This is a genomic window from bacterium (assembly GCA_030704665.1).
GTDB lineage: Bacteria > Patescibacteriota > Microgenomatia > Woykebacterales > RBG-16-39-9b > JAUYID01.
The window spans coordinates 631,190-647,975 of the sequence record JAUYID010000009.1 but is presented as its reverse complement, the minus strand read 5'-3'; the positions used below and the strand labels follow the sequence as shown (position 1 = coordinate 647,975).

Annotated in this window: 17 protein-coding genes and 3 tRNA genes; 13 read left to right on the top strand and 7 right to left on the bottom strand. The window is 43.4% G+C overall.

The annotated features are described in order from the left end of the window. The first annotated feature begins 27 nt into the window (after positions 1-27). The 3 genes from Q8P13_03845 to Q8P13_03835 all read left to right on the top strand — a co-directional run bounded on the left by Q8P13_03845 (position 28) and on the right by Q8P13_03835 (position 2,879). Positions 28-273 (top strand): hypothetical protein, encoded by a 246-nt coding sequence (locus Q8P13_03845; protein MDP2671556.1) that lies wholly within the window; start codon positions 28-30, stop codon positions 271-273. Between the two features lie 24 nt (positions 274-297). Continuing rightward, positions 298-1,062, top strand: coding sequence for a hypothetical protein (locus Q8P13_03840; GenBank protein ID MDP2671555.1), 765 nt, complete (start codon positions 298-300; stop codon positions 1,060-1,062). Positions 1,063-1,253: 191 nt separating this feature from the next. After that, the gene (locus Q8P13_03835; GenBank protein ID MDP2671554.1) at positions 1,254-2,879 is read left to right on the top strand and encodes a CTP synthase; all 1,626 of its coding nucleotides are present in this window, start codon (positions 1,254-1,256) and stop codon (positions 2,877-2,879) included. 136 nt (positions 2,880-3,015) lie between these two features. Here the strand turns inward: Q8P13_03835 and Q8P13_03830 are convergent, their stop codons facing one another. Beyond that, entirely contained in the window at positions 3,016-3,330 is a 315-nt protein-coding gene (locus Q8P13_03830) for a MerR family transcriptional regulator (protein ID MDP2671553.1), read from the bottom strand. Positions 3,331-3,505: 175 nt separating this feature from the next. Here Q8P13_03830 and Q8P13_03825 point away from each other — a divergent pair, with 175 nt between their 5' ends. The 7 genes from Q8P13_03825 (at position 3,506) to Q8P13_03795 (ending at position 10,131) form a co-directional block, all read left to right on the top strand. Continuing rightward, complete coding sequence (locus Q8P13_03825) at positions 3,506-3,763, top strand: KGG domain-containing protein (protein ID MDP2671552.1); 258 nt, start codon at positions 3,506-3,508, stop codon at positions 3,761-3,763. Positions 3,764-3,883: 120 nt separating this feature from the next. Next, positions 3,884-6,841 carry an isoleucine--tRNA ligase gene (gene ileS / locus Q8P13_03820; GenBank protein MDP2671551.1) on the top strand — a complete coding sequence of 986 codons (2,958 nt, stop codon included), beginning with the start codon at positions 3,884-3,886 and terminating at the stop codon, positions 6,839-6,841. 1 nt (position 6,842) lies between these two features. Continuing rightward, positions 6,843-7,307, top strand: coding sequence for a hypothetical protein (locus Q8P13_03815; GenBank protein ID MDP2671550.1), 465 nt, complete (start codon positions 6,843-6,845; stop codon positions 7,305-7,307). A gap of 90 nt (positions 7,308-7,397) precedes the next feature. After that, on the top strand, positions 7,398-8,483 hold the full coding sequence (gene rodA / locus Q8P13_03810; GenBank protein MDP2671549.1) for a rod shape-determining protein RodA: 1,086 nt from the start codon (positions 7,398-7,400) through the stop codon (positions 8,481-8,483). A 96-nt stretch (positions 8,484-8,579) separates the two neighbouring features. Beyond that, entirely contained in the window at positions 8,580-8,924 is a 345-nt protein-coding gene (rplU, locus tag Q8P13_03805; protein ID MDP2671548.1) for a 50S ribosomal protein L21, read from the top strand. Between the two features lie 107 nt (positions 8,925-9,031). Then, complete coding sequence (locus tag Q8P13_03800; protein ID MDP2671547.1) at positions 9,032-9,280, top strand: 50S ribosomal protein L27; 249 nt, start codon at positions 9,032-9,034, stop codon at positions 9,278-9,280. Positions 9,281-9,321: 41 nt separating this feature from the next. Beyond that, on the top strand, positions 9,322-10,131 hold the full coding sequence (locus Q8P13_03795; protein ID MDP2671546.1) for a ParB/RepB/Spo0J family partition protein: 810 nt from the start codon (positions 9,322-9,324) through the stop codon (positions 10,129-10,131). Here Q8P13_03795 and lepB read toward each other — a convergent pair. Continuing rightward, complete coding sequence (lepB, locus tag Q8P13_03790) at positions 10,128-10,709, bottom strand: signal peptidase I (GenBank protein MDP2671545.1); 582 nt, start codon at positions 10,707-10,709, stop codon at positions 10,128-10,130. The two genes, Q8P13_03795 and lepB, sit on opposite strands and share 4 nt — an antisense overlap. Before the next feature lie 169 nt (positions 10,710-10,878). On the opposite strand from lepB, the gene Q8P13_03785 reads away from it, so the two are divergent. From Q8P13_03785 to Q8P13_03775, 3 genes are all read left to right on the top strand, one after another. Beyond that, positions 10,879-10,954: transfer RNA gene (locus Q8P13_03785), tRNA-Val, on the top strand. 159 nt (positions 10,955-11,113) lie between these two features. After that, a complete protein-coding gene (locus Q8P13_03780; protein MDP2671544.1) occupies positions 11,114-12,376 on the top strand; it encodes an oligosaccharide flippase family protein in 1,263 nt (420 codons plus the stop codon). Next, positions 12,363-13,631 carry an O-antigen ligase family protein gene (locus tag Q8P13_03775; protein ID MDP2671543.1) on the top strand — a complete coding sequence of 423 codons (1,269 nt, stop codon included), beginning with the start codon at positions 12,363-12,365 and terminating at the stop codon, positions 13,629-13,631. Before Q8P13_03780 ends, Q8P13_03775 begins: the two co-directional genes overlap by 14 nt. Here the strand turns inward: Q8P13_03775 and Q8P13_03770 are convergent. The 5 genes from Q8P13_03770 to Q8P13_03750 all read right to left on the bottom strand — a co-directional run bounded on the left by Q8P13_03770 (position 13,603) and on the right by Q8P13_03750 (position 16,607). After that, positions 13,603-14,385 carry a hypothetical protein gene (locus tag Q8P13_03770; protein MDP2671542.1) on the bottom strand — a complete coding sequence of 261 codons (783 nt, stop codon included), beginning with the start codon at positions 14,383-14,385 and terminating at the stop codon, positions 13,603-13,605. The genes Q8P13_03775 and Q8P13_03770 overlap by 29 nt on opposite strands. Positions 14,386-14,393: 8 nt before the next feature. Beyond that, positions 14,394-14,468, bottom strand: a tRNA-Thr gene (locus Q8P13_03765). Between the two features lie 91 nt (positions 14,469-14,559). After that, a complete protein-coding gene (locus Q8P13_03760) occupies positions 14,560-15,813 on the bottom strand; it encodes an NAD(P)/FAD-dependent oxidoreductase (protein MDP2671541.1) in 1,254 nt (417 codons plus the stop codon). Between the two features lie 16 nt (positions 15,814-15,829). Next, positions 15,830-15,904 (bottom strand) — tRNA-Gly (locus Q8P13_03755). A 148-nt stretch (positions 15,905-16,052) separates the two neighbouring features. Further along, a complete protein-coding gene (locus Q8P13_03750; protein ID MDP2671540.1) occupies positions 16,053-16,607 on the bottom strand; it encodes a LysM peptidoglycan-binding domain-containing protein in 555 nt (184 codons plus the stop codon). Positions 16,608-16,786: the final 179 nt, after the last annotated feature.

The window sequence follows — 16,786 nt, the reverse complement described above, 5'->3', positions numbered from 1 at the left end:
ACCTCTATATTTTAGATAATAAAGCCAATGCCTGAAGAAATTACCACTCCGTCGCCAACTTCTCCGCCACAAACGGCTTCTTCAAAAAAGCTTGATCTCAAAAAGACACTGATCACGACCGCTGTCATTGCGGTCATCGCTGCTTTGATCGGTGGAGCACTTTTCTGGTACACCTGGAACGTGGTCAACCAAGAAGACAAAGGTGCTTCCATCAAACAAGCGACAAACTCAGCTTCAAAAAGTGCTCAGCCAGCTACCAGTTCAGCTCATTAGTTTTAGCTGAATCTGAAAATTTTTATGGCAACGCTGATTCAATCCCCTTTAAAAGCAACGAGCAGTTTTAGTTTGAAACGAGTTACTCTGGCAGTTGTAGCCGTAGCTATTATCCTTGCTTTGGTTGTAGCTGGGGCTTGGTACTACCTCGACCAGCAATCCAAAAATCCCAATACAACCAACACTCCGATCAACACCGCTTCCAATAGCGCTAAGCAAGCTAGTTCTTCAGCTGAGAAGATACTTCCTTCTACCAAGACAGTTGAAAGAATAATAAAGCTCTACGACAGTCTTTTTGATCACTCAACTAAAAAAGGAAAAACACATATGTTAACCTTTAAGGCTCCAGAAACTTGGTTGTTAAAAGAAGACGACTCGAAAAACGAAAATTCTGGGCATTATTATACTATTACTGGGTCAAATGGATTTCTGATTGAAATTTCAGAAATTCCAGGAGGAATTGGTGGTGCTTGTCCAGAGGATACCAAACCACCCGCTAACCTTATTGTAAGCAGCGAAAAAATCAAGGTGAACAATCAAAACCTTTACCTGCGGTTTACTGGAAGTTCTTCCGAAAACCAAGTCAAAACTAGTTATTTAGCTAGCTCAAAAGAATGGTCGTGTGTGTTGGATAATGTAATACCGTTGAAAACGAAAGATCCTACTGGTCCGGTTAACTTTAGCTTTGAGATGAGCTTTAAAGAAACAATTTCAAAACAAGAGTTTGTGAATTCATTAGAGTATAAAGCCGCGAAAGAACTACTTCAGAGCTTGGTAGTTGAAGATTGAAGCGCTTTAACATCTTGACACCGCTTGCTTGCTGTTTGTTAAGATAATGGTGGGCCCCAAAAGTTTTCCCCGAAAACCAGAAGGGGCATTTTTGTGAGTTAAGTCTCCCAGACCTAGAATTACAACTTGTCATCCTCGTGAAAACGAGGATCTTTAGAGAAGATTCTCAGTTAAGCTGAGAATGACGTTTAATGGCAAAAACTACGAAATTCATCTTTGTTTCTGGTGGTGTGATTTCCGGAATTGGGAAGGGTATCACCACCGCTTCTTTAGCCTTGATTCTCCAGTCCAAGGGCTACAAGGTTTCTCCGGTCAAAATCGATATGTATTTGAATGTTGATGCCGGAACGATTCGACCGCAAGAGCATGGTGAAGTTTTTGTTACCGACGATGGGATTGAAACTGATCAGGACTTGGGTCACTACGAAAGGTTTCTCGGTACCTCTCTTACTCGGGCCAATTACATCACCACCGGCCAGGTCTATCAAGAAGTGCTGCGCAAAGAGCGAGCCTTTGAGTATGATGGTGAGGATGTCGAAGCTATTCCTCATGTGACTGACGAAATCATTCGTCGCCTCTATGCTGCCGGAAAGGTTCGAGAAGCTGATATAGTCCTCGTTGAGCTCGGAGGAACCGTCGGAGAGTATCAGAACACACTCTTTTTTGAAGCTTCTCGTATCATGCGCCTCAAGCACCCAAAGGATATTCTTCAAATTCACGTCGCCTATTTACCAATCCCCAGCCATTTGGGCGAGATGAAGAGTAAACCAGTCCAGATGTCAGTACGAGCTCTGAATGCACTAGGAATACAACCAGATATTGTTGTTGGCCGTTCCGAGCTGCCCATAGATCGACGCCGCAAGGAAAGATTGGCCTTGTTTTGCAACGTGGCGCCCGAGGATGTCATTTCCAATCCAGATGTTTCGACGATTTATCAAGTTCCCTTGACCCTACAATCACAACATATGGGCGATCGTATTTTGGAAAAATTTGGTCTAGGTACAAGCAAAAAAGATTTGAAGGAATGGGGCAGCCTGCTTGATTCGATTCACAAATTAAAAAAGGAAGTCAACATTGGGGTGGTGGGAAAATATTTTGCTACCGGAGACTTCCAACTTTCTGATGTCTATGTTTCGGTGATTGAGGCGATGAAACACGCCGGTTGGGAAAACGGAGTAAAAGTTAAGTTAAATTGGATCGATAGCGATGAGCTAGAAAAGAAAGATTCTGAAAAAGTTCTCGCGAATATGGACGGTATTTGCGTTCCTGGCGGTTTTGGTGGGCGGGGAGTAGAAGGGATGATCCGAGCAGTTCAATTTGCCCGCGAAAGGAAGACCCCCTACCTTGGTCTTTGTTACGGAATGCATATGGCCACAATCGAAGTGGCGCGGCACTTACTCAAACTTGAGAAAGCCCATACCGCCGAGGTTGATCCGAAAACCCCTGATCCAGTGATCCACATCATGCCGGAGCAGGAAAAACTGCTCATCGGTCGGGAATACGGAGGAACAATGAGGCTTGGTTCCTATCCCTGTAAACTTCGGGCCGGAACAATCACCCGTCGTGCTTACGGATCTGAGCTAATCCGTGAGCGTCACCGTCATCGTTATGAGTTTAACAACGCTTATCGAGAAGATCTTGAGGAGGTCGGCTTACTAGTTGCAGGTACGAGTGTTAACGGAAAGCTAGTTGAGATCGTTGAGCTAGCCGATCATTCCTTTTTTGTGGGAACACAGTTCCACCCCGAATTCCAAAGTAGACCTTTGAAGGCTCATCCACTTTTTAGTTCGTTCATCAAAGCGTCTTTAAAAAAGTAAATTAACGAAAGAACTCCCGCGAGGGCTTACGGGAGTTCTGTGGAATAATTATTATTTCTTTAGAATATTGAGCTAACTAAACACTACAGTGAGACTATCACTATTGAATTTAGAAATCAACAAGCAAGCGGTGTGATCAGAAAAGAGTTTTGGATTCAACAAAATCGGGGAAGATTTTTTTCTGCAGATCGAGACCCTTTTCACTTCCGAGTTTGATCATTTGCAGTATTGCCTTTACACCAGCAAGATTGACACCTTTTTTATTGGTAAGAAAGCGGATAAATTGCAAACTACGCAGGTCTTTCTGGCTGTAGCGGCGACGATTTGTTTTCGTCCTCGCCGGAATTGCCAGACCCTCATTTTCATAAATCATCAGGGTTCGAGGGTGGACTCCTAATATTTCGGCAGCGACGGAGAGAGTGAAAATTGGTTTCGTCTCAGCGGTATCCATGACTTGCTCTACATACTACACTAAAGAAATCCATTGCTGCAAGGGCAGCTTTCAGAAAGTTAAGAATGCTTCTAAGCAAGACCTTGACAGAGATTCAACAATATGTTACATCATTAATGTAAGGTATTTGGATAAAACCACTATAACTTATCTCTTGAAAGGGGGTGAAAGTTAGATGGCAATCACAACCGAGGAGGCAGGCCGCCGGGGTGGTTTGGCAGTCAAGAATAAGTATGGCCCTTCTTTTTACTCAGAGATTGGTAGAAAGGGTGGGCAATCGACAAAAGACACCTATGGCCCTGATTTTTTCTCAAAGATAGGTGAAAAAGGTGGCGAGACAGTTCGCATCAAACACGGTCAAGCTTTCTACTCCAAGATTGGTCGTAAAGGTGGACAGGCAAGGGCACGTAAGAACCAACCAGAGGAAGGCTAGTCTTGGTAGCAGTTCAGCTACCCGACGCCCCAGTTTTGGGGCAGGAATTATTTACCTAAAACTAACTAGAGCCAAAAATCGCTTGTAAGAAGAGCGATTTTTTGGTTTAATTCTAGCCACATGTTTAAGCAAGTAAACAGCCAGGTCGATTTTCCAGAGTTGGAAAGAAAGATAGCCAACTATTGGGAAAAGAACAAAATCCTAAAAAAATATCTCGAAAGAAACAAAGATTCGAAAGAAACCTTTTCCTTCATTGACGGACCCATCACCGCCAACAATCCAATGGGGGTCCACCACGCTTGGGGCAGAACCTACAAGGATCTCTGGCAGCGTTTCCACAATATGCTTGGGAAAAGGCAAAGATTTCAAAACGGTTTTGATGAGCAGGGGCTTTGGGTTGAGGTTGAGGTCGAAAAAGAGCTTGAGCTACACACCAAGAAAGACATAGAAAACCTAGTTCCTGGCAGTGTCTTTGACTCAATCGCGAAGTTTGTTAACCTCTGCAAGGAACGGGTCAAAAAATACGCCGCGGTCCAGACAGAACAAAGCGAGCGTTTGGGTTATTTCATGGACTGGGAGCATTCTTACCATACCTCTTCTGACGAAAACAACTATTCTATCTGGCATTATCTGAAAACCGTTCACGACAAAGGCTGGCTCTACAAAGGTCGCGATTCTGTTCCCTGGTGTCCGCGTTGCGGAACCGCCATTTCTCAACACGAAATTTTGACTGAGGAGTATAAAGAAGTAGTTCACAAATCAGTCTTTGTCAGAGCACCCATACTTACAGGTGGAGAATTCCAACCGATCTCAATTAAGGGCGACAGAAAAATAAAGCAATACTTGTTGGCGTGGACAACAACTCCATGGACAATTCCGGGTAATGTCTTTTTGGCTGTCCATCCAGAAAAAGAATATTCTTTGGTTGAAATTAATGAAGATGGTTATTGGGTAATGAGCTCTGCGGTTGAAAGGGTTTTTGGAAAAGATGCAAAGGTCGTAGATTCTGGTTTAGGTGGCGATAAATTAAGCTCAGGAGGACACCAATATGAGTGGCCTTTTGAAGAATTACCAATAGTTTCAAAGGTAAAGAGTAAGTCAAAGGAAGAAGAAACAGCAAGAATTTTCCATCATGTTATTGATGCACCAGATTTAGTTACAGAAGAAGAGGGAACAGGTTTGGTTCATATTGCTCCAGGTGCTGGAACCGAGGACTTTAAGATTTTGATGAATCTTAAGGCTTATCCAGAGTTGCTAATACCTCTTATTGAAGAAGATGCAAGCTATATTGAAGGACTCGGAGAGTTCTCTGGTCAGAATGCAAAGAAACACCCAGAATTAATTATCGAGTATCTCGAAAAGAAGGAGGGCGGGAAATTTCTTTTCAAGACAGAGAACTACAAACACCGTTATCCGACTTGTTGGCGCTGCAAGACGGAGTTGGTCTGGCGGGTAGTGGACGAGTGGTACATTGCCGTTGATCGTGATGATCCCAAGACGAAGAAAACTTATCGCGAGATGATGAAGGGGGTGATCAAAGACATCAACTGGATTCCGAAATGGGGCTATGAGCGCGAGCTTGATTGGCTCAACAACTTGCACGACTGGTTAATAAGCAAGAAACGTTATTGGGGTCTCGCCTTGCCAATCTGGGAATGTGCCGAATGTGGAAATTTCGATGTCATTGGCTCTAAAGAAGAGTTGAAAGAAAAAGTAGTTGAGGGTTGGCGAGAGTTTGAGGGCAATAGTCCCCATCGACCCTGGATCGACCAAGTGAAAATTAAATGTACAAAATGCGGTCAGCTTAGCTCACGAATCCCAGATGTAGGGAACCCTTGGCTGGACGCGGGAATCGTGCCTTTTTCAACCTTGAATTATTTCACTGACAAAAAACACTGGGAAGAATGGTTTCCAGCTGATTTTATTACTGAGGAATTTGCTGGGCAATTTAAGAACTGGTTTTACTCGTTAATAGCCCTATCCACTGCATTGGAAAATATAGCCCCGTTCAAGACTTTGCTAGGACACGGATCGGTTCGTGACGAAAAAGGTGAGGGAATGCACAAGAGTAAGGGAAACGCGATTTGGTTTGATGAGGCAGCGGAAAAAATGGGAGTTGACGTCATGCGCTGGCTCTATCTGCGCACTAATCCTGAAAACAACGTCAATTTTGGCTATCACGTGGCTGATGAGATCCGGCGCTATTTTCACATTCGCTTTTGGAACGTTTTCGCTTTCTTTATGAATTACGCCTCACTGGATAAATGGGAGCCGAGTGAGGAGGGTTTTGACCCGGAGAGTGTTCTTGATAAATGGATTTTGTCGAAACTTACAGGAAGCGTTGAGAAGATTCAGGAGTCCTTGGAGAAGTATCAACCAGATGCTGCGGTTGCCGAAGCCGAAGATTTTGTTGTGAATCAACTTTCAAATTGGTACGTCCGCCGCATCCGTGATCGAGTTGGTCCGACAGCTCCGGAGGGCAAAGACAAAAATGATGCTTATGAAACGCTATTTTATATCCTTGTTGCTTATACAAAAGTTCTTTCTCCAATGATTCCGTTCATGACAGAAGCAATGTTCAAGGATTTAACTGGGCAAGAATCTGTTCATCTCACTCCCTGGCCGGAAATGGGTTACAAAGCTGACAAAGATCTTGAAAAGGAAATGGCCAGAGCACTGGAGATTGCAAGTTTGGCACACGCTGCCAGAAAAGCAGAAAACATCAAGGTCAGACAACCGTTGGCAAAATTGAGCTACGGTGGAGAAAAACTTGGTGAAGAAATTGAAAAGTTGATTTGCGGTGAGGTTAACGTTAAACAAGTAGTTAGCGATCCCAAGCTAAAGGAAAGCGAGGTTACTTTGGACACAGCCATTACCCCTGAGCTAAAAACAGAGGGTGAAGTCCGCGATCTCATTCGCCAGATTCAAGACGCCCGAAAAGCGGCTGGTACGCAATTAAACGCTTTGGTTACAGTGACTCTCCCGAACTGGCCAGCCGAATTTGAAGACTTTATCAAACAACAAACTCTGGCCAAAGAGTTGCTTCAAGGTTCAGAAATTTCTATCAAAAAAGACTAGCTTGCCTCTTTTCTGTATAATCCAACCAGAACAAATCGTGTGGGGAGGTCAAGTGGCGCGTTTCTTAGACAAGGACCAGAGTGATGTGGGAGGAGACCTAGCACAGTACGAAGCCCCGGTGACGGTTTTCCTCGCTGATAGCGAGGAAGAACTCTACCAAGGTTTGGGGGTAGTTCTACTCGGACACAGGGGTCTTCAGGTCCCTCTCTTCCCTGACCCAATCGCAGCCAGCGTCTGGCTCTGTCGTATGGCTTGGAAGGGACGCTACGACCCAGAGGCAATCGAACTCATCGACTCAGTCTGCAACTGTGATCTTCTGATTGGACCGATAGCCGGTTACTGCTTCCTTCTCAAATTGCCGTTCGAGGAAGTTTGGAAGCGGATTCTCTACAAAGGACCGGCCGGTTCTGAAGTTTGCCACCCGGACATCGATTGGATACAGAGACTGCCGCTAGCAGTGTCTTAAAACAAGGTCGAACTGGAGAGGAGGAGAAGCCCATGATCTTTACCGACTGTGGGCTTCTAACTCCCTTTTGCTGTTGCTAAAATACTCCCAATGCTAAAATCTCTGTTGAAAATCGATTGGTTGATTCTACTCCCGGCTCTTCTTTTGGTTTCCTTGAGTTTGTTGATGATTTTCAGTACCTCAGTGAGTCAAACCGGAACTGATTGGAGTTACTTCACTCGACAATTGATTTACGCTTTGATCGGTTTAGGAGTCTTTTTCTTTTTCGCTCTTTCGGACTATCGAGTTTTTGTTCGCTACTCTTTTTTTCTCTACCTTTTTTTGCTTGTCTTGCTACTGGTTACTTATCTGATCGGGGTTGAAACGCGAGGTTCGGTACGTTGGATTGACCTCAAATTTGTCACAATTCAAGCTTCTGAGTTTGCCAAGCCAATCATGATTCTTTTCCTAAGTTATCTTTTCACTCGTTACCCGCCCCAACGCCTGCGCTATTTTCTCATTTCCTTATTTGTGGTTTTGCTGCCGCTAGCACTAATTTTTAATCAGCCAGATTTGGGGAGCGCTGCCATTCTTGGTTTCATCTGGTTTGCCCTTGTCTTTGTTTCGGGGGCAAATTTCTTCTTTATTTTTACTGTCATTTTACTGCCTTTAATTAGTTTTCCCTTGGTTTGGCAATTTCTTAAGGATTATCAAAAATCAAGATTGGAAAGTTTCCTGAACCCGACCTCTGATCCTTTGGGACGGGGTTACAACTTAGTTCAGGCAATTATCGCAGTTGGGAGTGGTCAGTTGTTTGGTCGGGGCTTGGGACGAGGTACCCAAAGCCACTTAAATTTCTTGCCTGAACAAAAAACTGATTTTATTTTTGCGACTATGGCTGAGGAGCTAGGTTTTTTGGGGGTACTTCTCTTGCTTGGCCTCTTTGCCTTTTTGATCCACCGTCTCTTATCTAGTCTGACCCACCTCCACCAAACGGAAGGATCTTTAATAATCGTTGGTGTGGTAGTCACCCTTATGACTCAGCTTTTTATCAACGTTGGCATGAATCTCGGCTTGCTGCCGATCACCGGAATTACTTTGCCACTAGTCTCTTTCGGAGGAAGTTCTCTCGTTTCGGTTTTTGCAATGCTTGGTTTAGTCGAGTCTGTCTTAGTTGTTTCCCGGCAGCAGCGTTGATACAAAGAGCGCTAGTTGACATTGTGGAAAGGAGCCTATATTATTATGGCCAGACAAGCGTGCTCTGCACCGAGTTTTTAGAGTCCTGTAGCAAAAATGAAATACGCAGTAATAAAAGTTGGTGGCAAACAATTCAGAGTCGCAGAGGGCGACTCTATCAGTGTTGCTGCCAAAATTGGTGAGGAAAATAAAAAAATCGATCTTGATCAAGTTTTACTTCTAGTCGAGGAAGACAAAGTCAAAATCGGCCAACCCCTGGTTGAAGCTAGTGTTGTTGGTACCGTCCTTGAGCACGGAAAAGCCAAGAAAGTAAAAATCTTTACTTACAAAGCAAAAACTGGTCAGCATCGTCGGGCTGGGCACCGTCAGGATCAAACCACAATTAAAATTGAAGAGATAAAATTAGGAAAGGAAAGTTATATCGACCAGAAGGGTAAATAAGAATTATATCGCGCTAAAATCGTTTTCGAAAAAACCAAAAATTTATTATGCGCGCGATGTATCTTAAAAACTAGAAATTTATAGAAAGCTGAGGTTGTTTTTAAGTTATGGCACACAAAAAAGCCGGTGGTTCAAAAGCTAAACAAAAAGGAAACGTTGCCGGAAAAAGACTTGGTTTCAAAATTTCCGGTGGTTCCGCAATCAAAACCGGACAAATCATCGTTCGACAACGAGGAAGCAAGTTTCATGGAGGTGTAGGCGTAGGTGTTGGCCGAGACCACACACTTTTTGCCAAGACCGACGGTTCTGTTCAAATCAAAACGAAACTCGGTAAAGCTGTTGTTGAAGTTCGCTAAACTTCACTTTTCTTTAAAAATATCTTTCGAAAGGGGAAAAAATGCCTGAAGAAGTTATTTCCGCAGATGCAGTCCACATAGAAGTTGACTCTCTACAACCAAACCCACTCCAACCCAGAGGACAAATCTCACCTGACAGTCTAGTCGAACTAGCCGAATCAATTCGCGAGCATGGTTTACTCGAACCAATCATTGTAGCCAAAACCCCGGCGGGGTACCAGATTATTGCCGGTGAAAGGCGCTGGCGGGCTTCCAAACTAGCTGGAATAAATACAGTTCCGGTCATTATCAAAGAAACAACCCCACAGGGTATGCTCGAGATGGCAATTGTCGAAAATGTCCAAAGAGTTGATCTCAACCCCATGGAAAGAGCTCAAGCCTACCAAAGACTGATTGAGGAATTTGGTCTGACTGCAACTGAAATTGGTCAGAGAGTCGGAAAAAGCGGTCCTTATATTTCAAATACACTTAGATTACTAGATTTGCCGGATGCGATCAAAGATGGAATTCTCTCCAGTGCAATCACTGAAGGTCATGCAAAGGCAGTTTTGGGTTTAGAAGATATAAACTTGATGATCACGGCGTATAAGGAAATTCTCAGAGAAAGCCTGGGAGTTCGAGCTACTGAAGAAATGGTTCGGAGGATGAAATCCAGCGCAGATATCAAGCCGCGAACGAGGCGAGAGTATCAACACAGCCCTGAAGTTGCGAAGATGGAAGAGGAAATTTCTTCTACGACCGGGCTCAAAACTAAACTTTTGCGTTCCTCTCGGGGTGGTCGAGTTCTTCTTTTTTTCAAAAACGACGAAGAGTTGAACCAAGTCTATCAGAAACTAATCAGGCAAGATTAGTAATTCACGTGTTTAACAAAACTCAACTTGTTCAAAGGCCAGTAGCGCAGCCAAGCTTTGCCGATAATATTTCCCTTTGGAACTTGACCCCAACTTCTTGAGTCGTAGCTTTCCAGGCGATTGTCACCAAAGACGATATAACTACCCGTCTGCACTTCAGTGGGAACCCCTTCTTTGAGGAAGCCATCTTTTTCGGTTTTGGTTGGTTTGGTTGTTTGATAGGTTTCATCAAGAGTAAAACCATCCGGATGGTCTTTGTTGTAAATCATTATGCGCCCGTCTCTGAGTTCGATTTTTTCTCCTGGAAGAGCAATGATTCTTTTTATAAAATCCAAATCCGTGTTGGTTGGAGATTTGAAGATGATGACATCGCCTCTTTTTGGATCACTAAAGCGGTAAGTGATTTTGTCAGTAAGGATGTACTCTCCATCATGAAAGTTGGGTTCCATTGAGGCACCCTTGACCTGGTGGGGTTGGAGAAGGAAAAGATAGATGATGACGAAAATGGCCGCCGCAACCACAACAGTTTCGATTACGTCAACAAAATAACCCCAGAATGAGGCTTTTGATTCTTGCATAGATAGAATTTTAGTATAGGGGTTCTCACATTGCTATGCAAGCACGAGTTTGCTAAAATTGGCCTTGACTTGGCTATTTAGTGAAGTTGTAAATGAGAAAGCAGTTCTGCTCTTTTGAGAAGGGTTTTTTAGAAGCAGACGTTTCGTTTACAGCTGCCCAATTTTGATTGGACGTGTAGCTCAGTGGTCAGAGCGTTCGGTTCACATCCGAAAGGTCAGAGGTTCGAGACCTCTCACGTCCACCAATATAAAGCCTGACAAGAAGTAGTGACCTTTTAGCACTTGTTATAGGTCTTCTGCTAGATTTCTTCTATCTAAAACAAGCAATTATGTAGTAATTTTCGCCCTTTTTTCGTTTAAAAGTCCTTTTGATTGATTATCAATTTTTTGCTAAAATCCTTCAAATGAAGTTACCTCTAAAAATCGCCTACGACACTTTTGTCCAAGCGAGTGGGCGTTTGTTGGCGGGTCTGCTCAATTTAGCAGTTGTTGTTTTGCTGACCAGACAGTTGGGTAGAAGTACCTGGGCTGATTATGTGACAATCACCTCCTACATCTCAATCTTTACGCTAGTTGCCGATTTTGGCCTCAACAGTATTTTCGTTCGAGAAATAATCGAAAACCCAGAGAAAAGGCAGTCAAGCTTCGAAAATCTTTTGTCTTTGCGCCTCGGTTTGGCCTTGATAGCTGTTTTTATTGCTTTGGCGGGTCTTTCTTTCACTAGTCACGGCTCAGCCGTGAAGCTTGGGATTATTATCGGAATTTTTGTAGTTTTGGCGCAGAGTGTGTCTTTTTCTACTAACGCCATTTTTCAGGCTTTTCGGCGCTTTGATTATTCTGTTTTAGCTGACTTTCTTGGCAACATATTTTTGCTTACTTTGGTCGGATTTTTGGCAATTGTTCAGGCCAGTGTCTTTTTGATTATTGTGATTTATTTGCTAGCCAATCTAGTCAAAGCACTTGTCGCTTTGGTGTTGGTGAGAAGCTACGTTCGGCCCGGTTTAAGATTTGAAACCAACTACTGGAAATCGCTCCTAATGATTTCTTGGCCTCTTGGTTTGTCGGCTTTGTTTTCTCAAATCACAGCCAACATTGATAAACAAGTTGTCGCTTTGGCTAGTTATCAGCCTACATTGGGGCAAAATGGAAAAGATGCCGTGGCGATTTACGGTTTGGCCTACCGGATTTTTGACTTTGTCATTTCTTTTCCAAGTTTTGTCATAAACTCTGTTTTTCCTGTTTTGATTGAAAGAACCAAGCAGGATCAGCACAATCTGAAAAATTTAGCTACAAAAATATTCTGGTCAGTTTTGGGGCTTGGGGTACTTGCACTTTTAGTTAGCTATCTTTCTGCAGGCTATCTCATCCCTATTTTCGGTAACTACCCAGAGGCAGTTGTGTCGTTTCGAATTTTGGCTCTATCACTACCTCTATTTTTTGTCACTAGCCTAGGCTTTGGATTGTTTATCATTCTCAAAAAAGAAAAGTTGTTGCCGCTAATTTACGGTTTTGCGGCTCTTTTTAATTTTGTAGCCAATTATTATTTTGTCCCAAAATTTGGCTATAATACTGCTGCAGTACTGACTGGTGTGACCGAGTTGATCATTTTGCTTTTGATGGTGGTTTTTTTAACAACCTTCTTTAAATCCGCCAATGAAGACAACTAAGTGGCTTTTATTTTTTACCTCACTTTCTTTGCCGCTCTACATCGTGCGGTGCAAAAACTTTGATTTTTGTCAGACTTTTTCTCCACTACCTTTTACTTTGTTGGAAGTTTTTATTTTGGCCACCTTCGTTTCTTGGATCGTTTGGAAGTACAAAGAGATGTCTGCCGGAACCGACAGTTGGCAGAAGCTCTTACAGAGGCTTCAAGGGCCTATATTTCTGCCTCTCGGGGTCTTCCTCTTGTCAGCTTTGGTTGGAGCGCTGATTTCAGCTGATTTACGAGGCGGTTTGGGGGTATTTAAAGCCTACTTTCTTGAAGGTTTTTTTCTCTATCTGGTCAGCCTTGATTATCTCCTCTTGACCAAGAAGTTTCGGCTTTTTCTTTTGGGTTTGGTTTTGGCCGCGACTTGGGTTGCGGGGCTTTCGGTTTGGCAGTGGCTAAGCCAGTCCAACCCTTTTGCTCCTCAAGAGCTGCTGCGCGATCGTGTCAGCGCAGTTTACACCACTTCGAACGCAGTGGGCTTGTTTGTCGGGCCGCTTGTTCCCTTGACTGTAGGTTGGTTTTTTCTTGAGTTTAAGAGGTTTCACAAGTCGTCACTTTGGAAAGTGCTCCTCATCATTGTGCCGAACCTTTTTCTGGGTATTTGGGTTTCAGGATCAAGAGGAGCTTTGTTGGCGCTGCCGCTTGCCGGCTTGTTCCTATTTCTCTATTGGATTTTCGGGAAAGCAATTTTTCGCAAAAACCGCTTTCCTAAAATTTATTTGGCGGTCACAGTTTTCTTGTTTGTTGGCATCGCGACTTTCTTTTTAAACTTAAACCTCCTTTTGCCGGAAGGAAAAATACGAAATTCTGTCGAATCAAGATTGTGTTTTTGGGACGGGACTAAGAAATTATTGGCTGACAGACCCCTACAAGGCAGTGGCTTAGATGCTTTCCGCCTTGAGTATCCGAAATATGCTACTTGTAATCGAGAGAAAAATGAGTATCCTCACAATATTTTCCTAAATTTTTGGACTCAGATTGGTTTGGTTGGTTTGCTGGCCTTTTTGTGGGTCACTTTGCTTCTGGTTTTTGAGCTTCTTAGATATAGGGAAGGGGTTTTCTTGCGGATTTTTCTCTGTGCAAGCTTTGTGGTCATCTACACCCACGGTTTGGTAGATGTACCTTTTTTTAAGAACGATCTTTCAGCCCAGTTTTGGTTGCTTTTGGCCTTTGGGGTTTTCTTGACTAAGGCTCGTAGTAGCCCGTCGGGGTAGAAGTTGAACTCTGGACAGTGATCGTTCTTTTTTGAGTAACACTATTTCCCGCTGCATCAGAAGCTTTTATTTCAATCTGATTTTGTCCGGTTGTCACAGCTAGCTTGTAGCTAAAATTACCTGTTTTTGGGTTTAGAATTGCTTGAATAGAGTTTATATAAACCAGACCATCAGGATCAGAGGTGGTTCCTGAGACCGTGACTGTTTTCGTCCCCTCATCAAAGCTCTCGTTGTTTGCCGGTTTGCCAATTGAAAGATTGGGAGCAGTTGTGTCTAGTACAACATTGATACTTGCGCTTTCTACAGTAGCGCTTGAATCAGTGGCAGTTACCTTGATTTGGTTGATGCCATCTCGGAGTGAAACAGAGGAAAATTTAAAGTAGCCACTTTTGTCGGCTGTTTGTGTTTCTCCCAACTCTTTTCCGTTGATACTGATGCTGAGTTGGGCATCCGGAGTTGTGGTACCGGTGACGTCAATTTTTTGAGTATTGGTAGGGGATTGCAAAGGGTTAAATTCTGGTTTGTGGAGGGGAACGACAAACTGATTGTTCGTCTTCGACTCAGTTGTAGAGGTACTACCACTACCTCCAAGTAAACTCAAGACATTAATAAAACTCAGTCCCCAGAAGTAAATAATCAAAAGAATTACTAGAGTAGCGGCGCAAACTAGGGCAATGCGTTGATAAATGATTTTTTCTTCAGCCTTGGAGGACTGACGATAGGTGTATTGAGGAATGGCACTTCTTTTCTTCATTTGAGCCTTGGAGCCGATGAGAGGATTTGAACCTCTGACCCACGCTTTACGAAAGCGTTGCTCTACCACTGAGCTACATCGGCAAGAGTTGACGACGCAGGGTTCTGAATCTCAGGTTCCTACATCGGGATAATATCACAGTTAAATTAGGTTTTTAAGTGGGAACATTATACCTTAGCTGTCATTACGTTCAAAGACCCGGACGCCATCAAGCCAAAGGTCAAAGGCTACTGAGAAAGGTAAGATAGTAGAAAAATAGCGTAAAGCAATGAGTTCTCGGACGATCCAACCAGCCAAACCTGTGAATTTCACCGGACCGATTTTTCCAAGTGCGTATTTCCCACCCAAAGGAATCATAAAAGTAGGTTTTTTGCTTTTGTAAGGCAGTAGTGGGTAATCAAGAAGTTGGTTTGCTAAGTTGCTGGCAACTAGTTTGCCCTCGTGGATTGCCTTTTGGGCAGTTGGGGGAGCAGGTTTGCTGTTTTCTTCAAAATAAGTTGCTGCATCCCCGAGAGCGAAAACATTGTCGAGATTTTTTGCTTTCAGATACTTATCAACCACAATTGAACCCATTTTTGTGATCTCAAAGCCTTCGGTTTTGGCTAAAATGTGATTTCCCTTCACTCCGGCAGTCCAAACCAGAATGTCGTAACTAAGCTTTTCTTGGTTAGCAAGTTCCACATGGGTTTTTGTTACGTTTTTAATTGGTGAATTTAGCCTGACCTTGACACCAAGTTTTTCCAGACGCTTTTGAGTTAGTTTTTTCGACCAGTCTTCTGCACCTCCGAGAAGGCCCTCAGTTGCCTCAAGAATAGTGATTGTGACACCGGTTTGAGGCAGGTTCTTATTTTTGCAGATTTTACCAATAAAATTGGTCAGTTCTGCTGCCAGTTCAACTCCAGTAAAACCCCCACCACCGATGAGAATATTAAGTTCGGGGTTGGGATCAAAAAACCTTTCTTCGATCTCGTTACGAAGATTCATGGCATCATCGACTGATTTGAGGGCAAAGGAATGTTCCTCTAGGTTTGGGATTCCAAAAAAATTCGATTCCGAACCAAGAGCCACTACTAAATAATTATAGTCAAGAATTTTCTCCGAAGAGAGTTTAACTTTCCGTCTCTTTAAGTCAATTTCAACTACTTCATCAGCCAAGGTTGTGATATTTTTGTTGTCAGAGAAAATGTCCTTGTAAGGTAAGCTGACAGTTCCAACTATATCGTGATAATCGTGTTTGCCACGATGGTCTTCCTCGATCCAGGAACTAGCAACTTCATAAAGATCAGCGTGGAAATCCTGATATTCGTGTTTGTCCACTAAGGTAATGTGAAAGCCAGAAAGAAGTTTGCGCAGTAAGTATTTGGCAGTGATCACACCGCCAAAGCCGCCTCCTAAGATCACTATTTCAGTTTGAGCAGATTCTTTCATTTTGATCAAGGAGCCTTGGAGCGGGAGACCGGATTCGAACCGGCGACCTCTTCCTTGGGAAGGAAGCATTCTACCGCTGAACTACTCCCGCAGACAAGGTTTGCGTGAGTAGGAAGCGGTAGGACCAGTCTTTAGACTAGCCTACCGCTGAACTACTCCCGCAGACGCTGAACTAGCCTCGCTAGATTAAAAGTCTCTAACAAGTTTACAGCTTTTTGCTTCTAGCTTCAACTAGAATATCAGTTAGCGGGAATTTTCAGAGCCAGACCGGGTGTGATCAGAGGTCGACCGTTGGCTAGGGTCCCAACCTTGTCTTTGTTGGCATCGCGAATCTTGAACCATTGGTAACCACTTCCATAGAAGCGGCTTGCCAGATCCCAAAGATTGTCACCGCGGACCACGGTGTAGGTTTGTGGCACTGCTGCTATTGCTGCTGAAGCGCTGGGGATAGTCAAAACATTTCCCACGTGAATTACACTTGGATTGGCTAGTTTGTTGGTCTTGGCGAGGAGAGTCCATTTGTTACCGTCACCGTAGAAACTCTTGGCAATAGAAGAAAGACTGTCGCCAGAATTGACATGATAAGTGACAGTTTTTTTGCCTTTCCCATCTCGGTTTCCTTCTTGGTTTGAGTTTGATTTGTTTTCAGTTTTGGTACTGGTTGTTTCCGGAGTTTTTTCTTTGTCCGTGATTTTGCCTGTATTAGCATTGAAGAGAAAAATCCCAACCACGATAATGATAATTGCGGCCAGACCTGAAGCTAAAGCAGACTGTCTTTCCTTAAAAAACTTCATCAAATCCATACGTTTTAATACCTCCGAGAATAGTTAAAATTTAAGTTGGGCTGACTTGGCAGAAAAAGGACCGTGGGCAAAAACAAACTTCTGTTCTTTCGTGCTGTCTTTTAGTAAACATAAAATTCAAGACCTTGTCAACTAGGTAAATTGACTGACGGTTGACGATTTGTTAAACT

Excerpts from the sequence above, each read along its gene's own strand:
- Q8P13_03835 (MDP2671554.1), top strand. The coding sequence starts at position 1,254 with ATGGCAAAAACTACGAAATTCATCTTTGTTTCTGGTGGTGTGATTTCC.
- Q8P13_03830 (MDP2671553.1), bottom strand. The coding sequence starts at position 3,330 with ATGGATACCGCTGAGACGAAACCAATTTTCACTCTCTCCGTCGCTGCC.
- Q8P13_03780 (MDP2671544.1), top strand. The coding sequence starts at position 11,114 with ATGAAGTTACCTCTAAAAATCGCCTACGACACTTTTGTCCAAGCGAGT.
- Q8P13_03840 (MDP2671555.1), top strand. The coding sequence starts at position 298 with ATGGCAACGCTGATTCAATCCCCTTTAAAAGCAACGAGCAGTTTTAGT.
- lepB (MDP2671545.1), bottom strand. The coding sequence starts at position 10,709 with ATGCAAGAATCAAAAGCCTCATTCTGGGGTTATTTTGTTGACGTAATC.
- Q8P13_03750 (MDP2671540.1), bottom strand. The coding sequence starts at position 16,607 with ATGAAGTTTTTTAAGGAAAGACAGTCTGCTTTAGCTTCAGGTCTGGCC.
- Q8P13_03825 (MDP2671552.1), top strand. The coding sequence starts at position 3,506 with ATGGCAATCACAACCGAGGAGGCAGGCCGCCGGGGTGGTTTGGCAGTC.
- Q8P13_03800 (MDP2671547.1), top strand. The coding sequence starts at position 9,032 with ATGGCACACAAAAAAGCCGGTGGTTCAAAAGCTAAACAAAAAGGAAAC.
- ileS (MDP2671551.1), top strand. The coding sequence starts at position 3,884 with ATGTTTAAGCAAGTAAACAGCCAGGTCGATTTTCCAGAGTTGGAAAGA.
- rplU (MDP2671548.1), top strand. The coding sequence starts at position 8,580 with ATGAAATACGCAGTAATAAAAGTTGGTGGCAAACAATTCAGAGTCGCA.
- Q8P13_03760 (MDP2671541.1), bottom strand. The coding sequence starts at position 15,813 with ATGAAAGAATCTGCTCAAACTGAAATAGTGATCTTAGGAGGCGGCTTT.
- Q8P13_03845 (MDP2671556.1), top strand. The coding sequence starts at position 28 with ATGCCTGAAGAAATTACCACTCCGTCGCCAACTTCTCCGCCACAAACG.
- Q8P13_03795 (MDP2671546.1), top strand. The coding sequence starts at position 9,322 with ATGCCTGAAGAAGTTATTTCCGCAGATGCAGTCCACATAGAAGTTGAC.
- rodA (MDP2671549.1), top strand. The coding sequence starts at position 7,398 with ATGCTAAAATCTCTGTTGAAAATCGATTGGTTGATTCTACTCCCGGCT.
- Q8P13_03775 (MDP2671543.1), top strand. The coding sequence starts at position 12,363 with ATGAAGACAACTAAGTGGCTTTTATTTTTTACCTCACTTTCTTTGCCG.
- Q8P13_03770 (MDP2671542.1), bottom strand. The coding sequence starts at position 14,385 with ATGAAGAAAAGAAGTGCCATTCCTCAATACACCTATCGTCAGTCCTCC.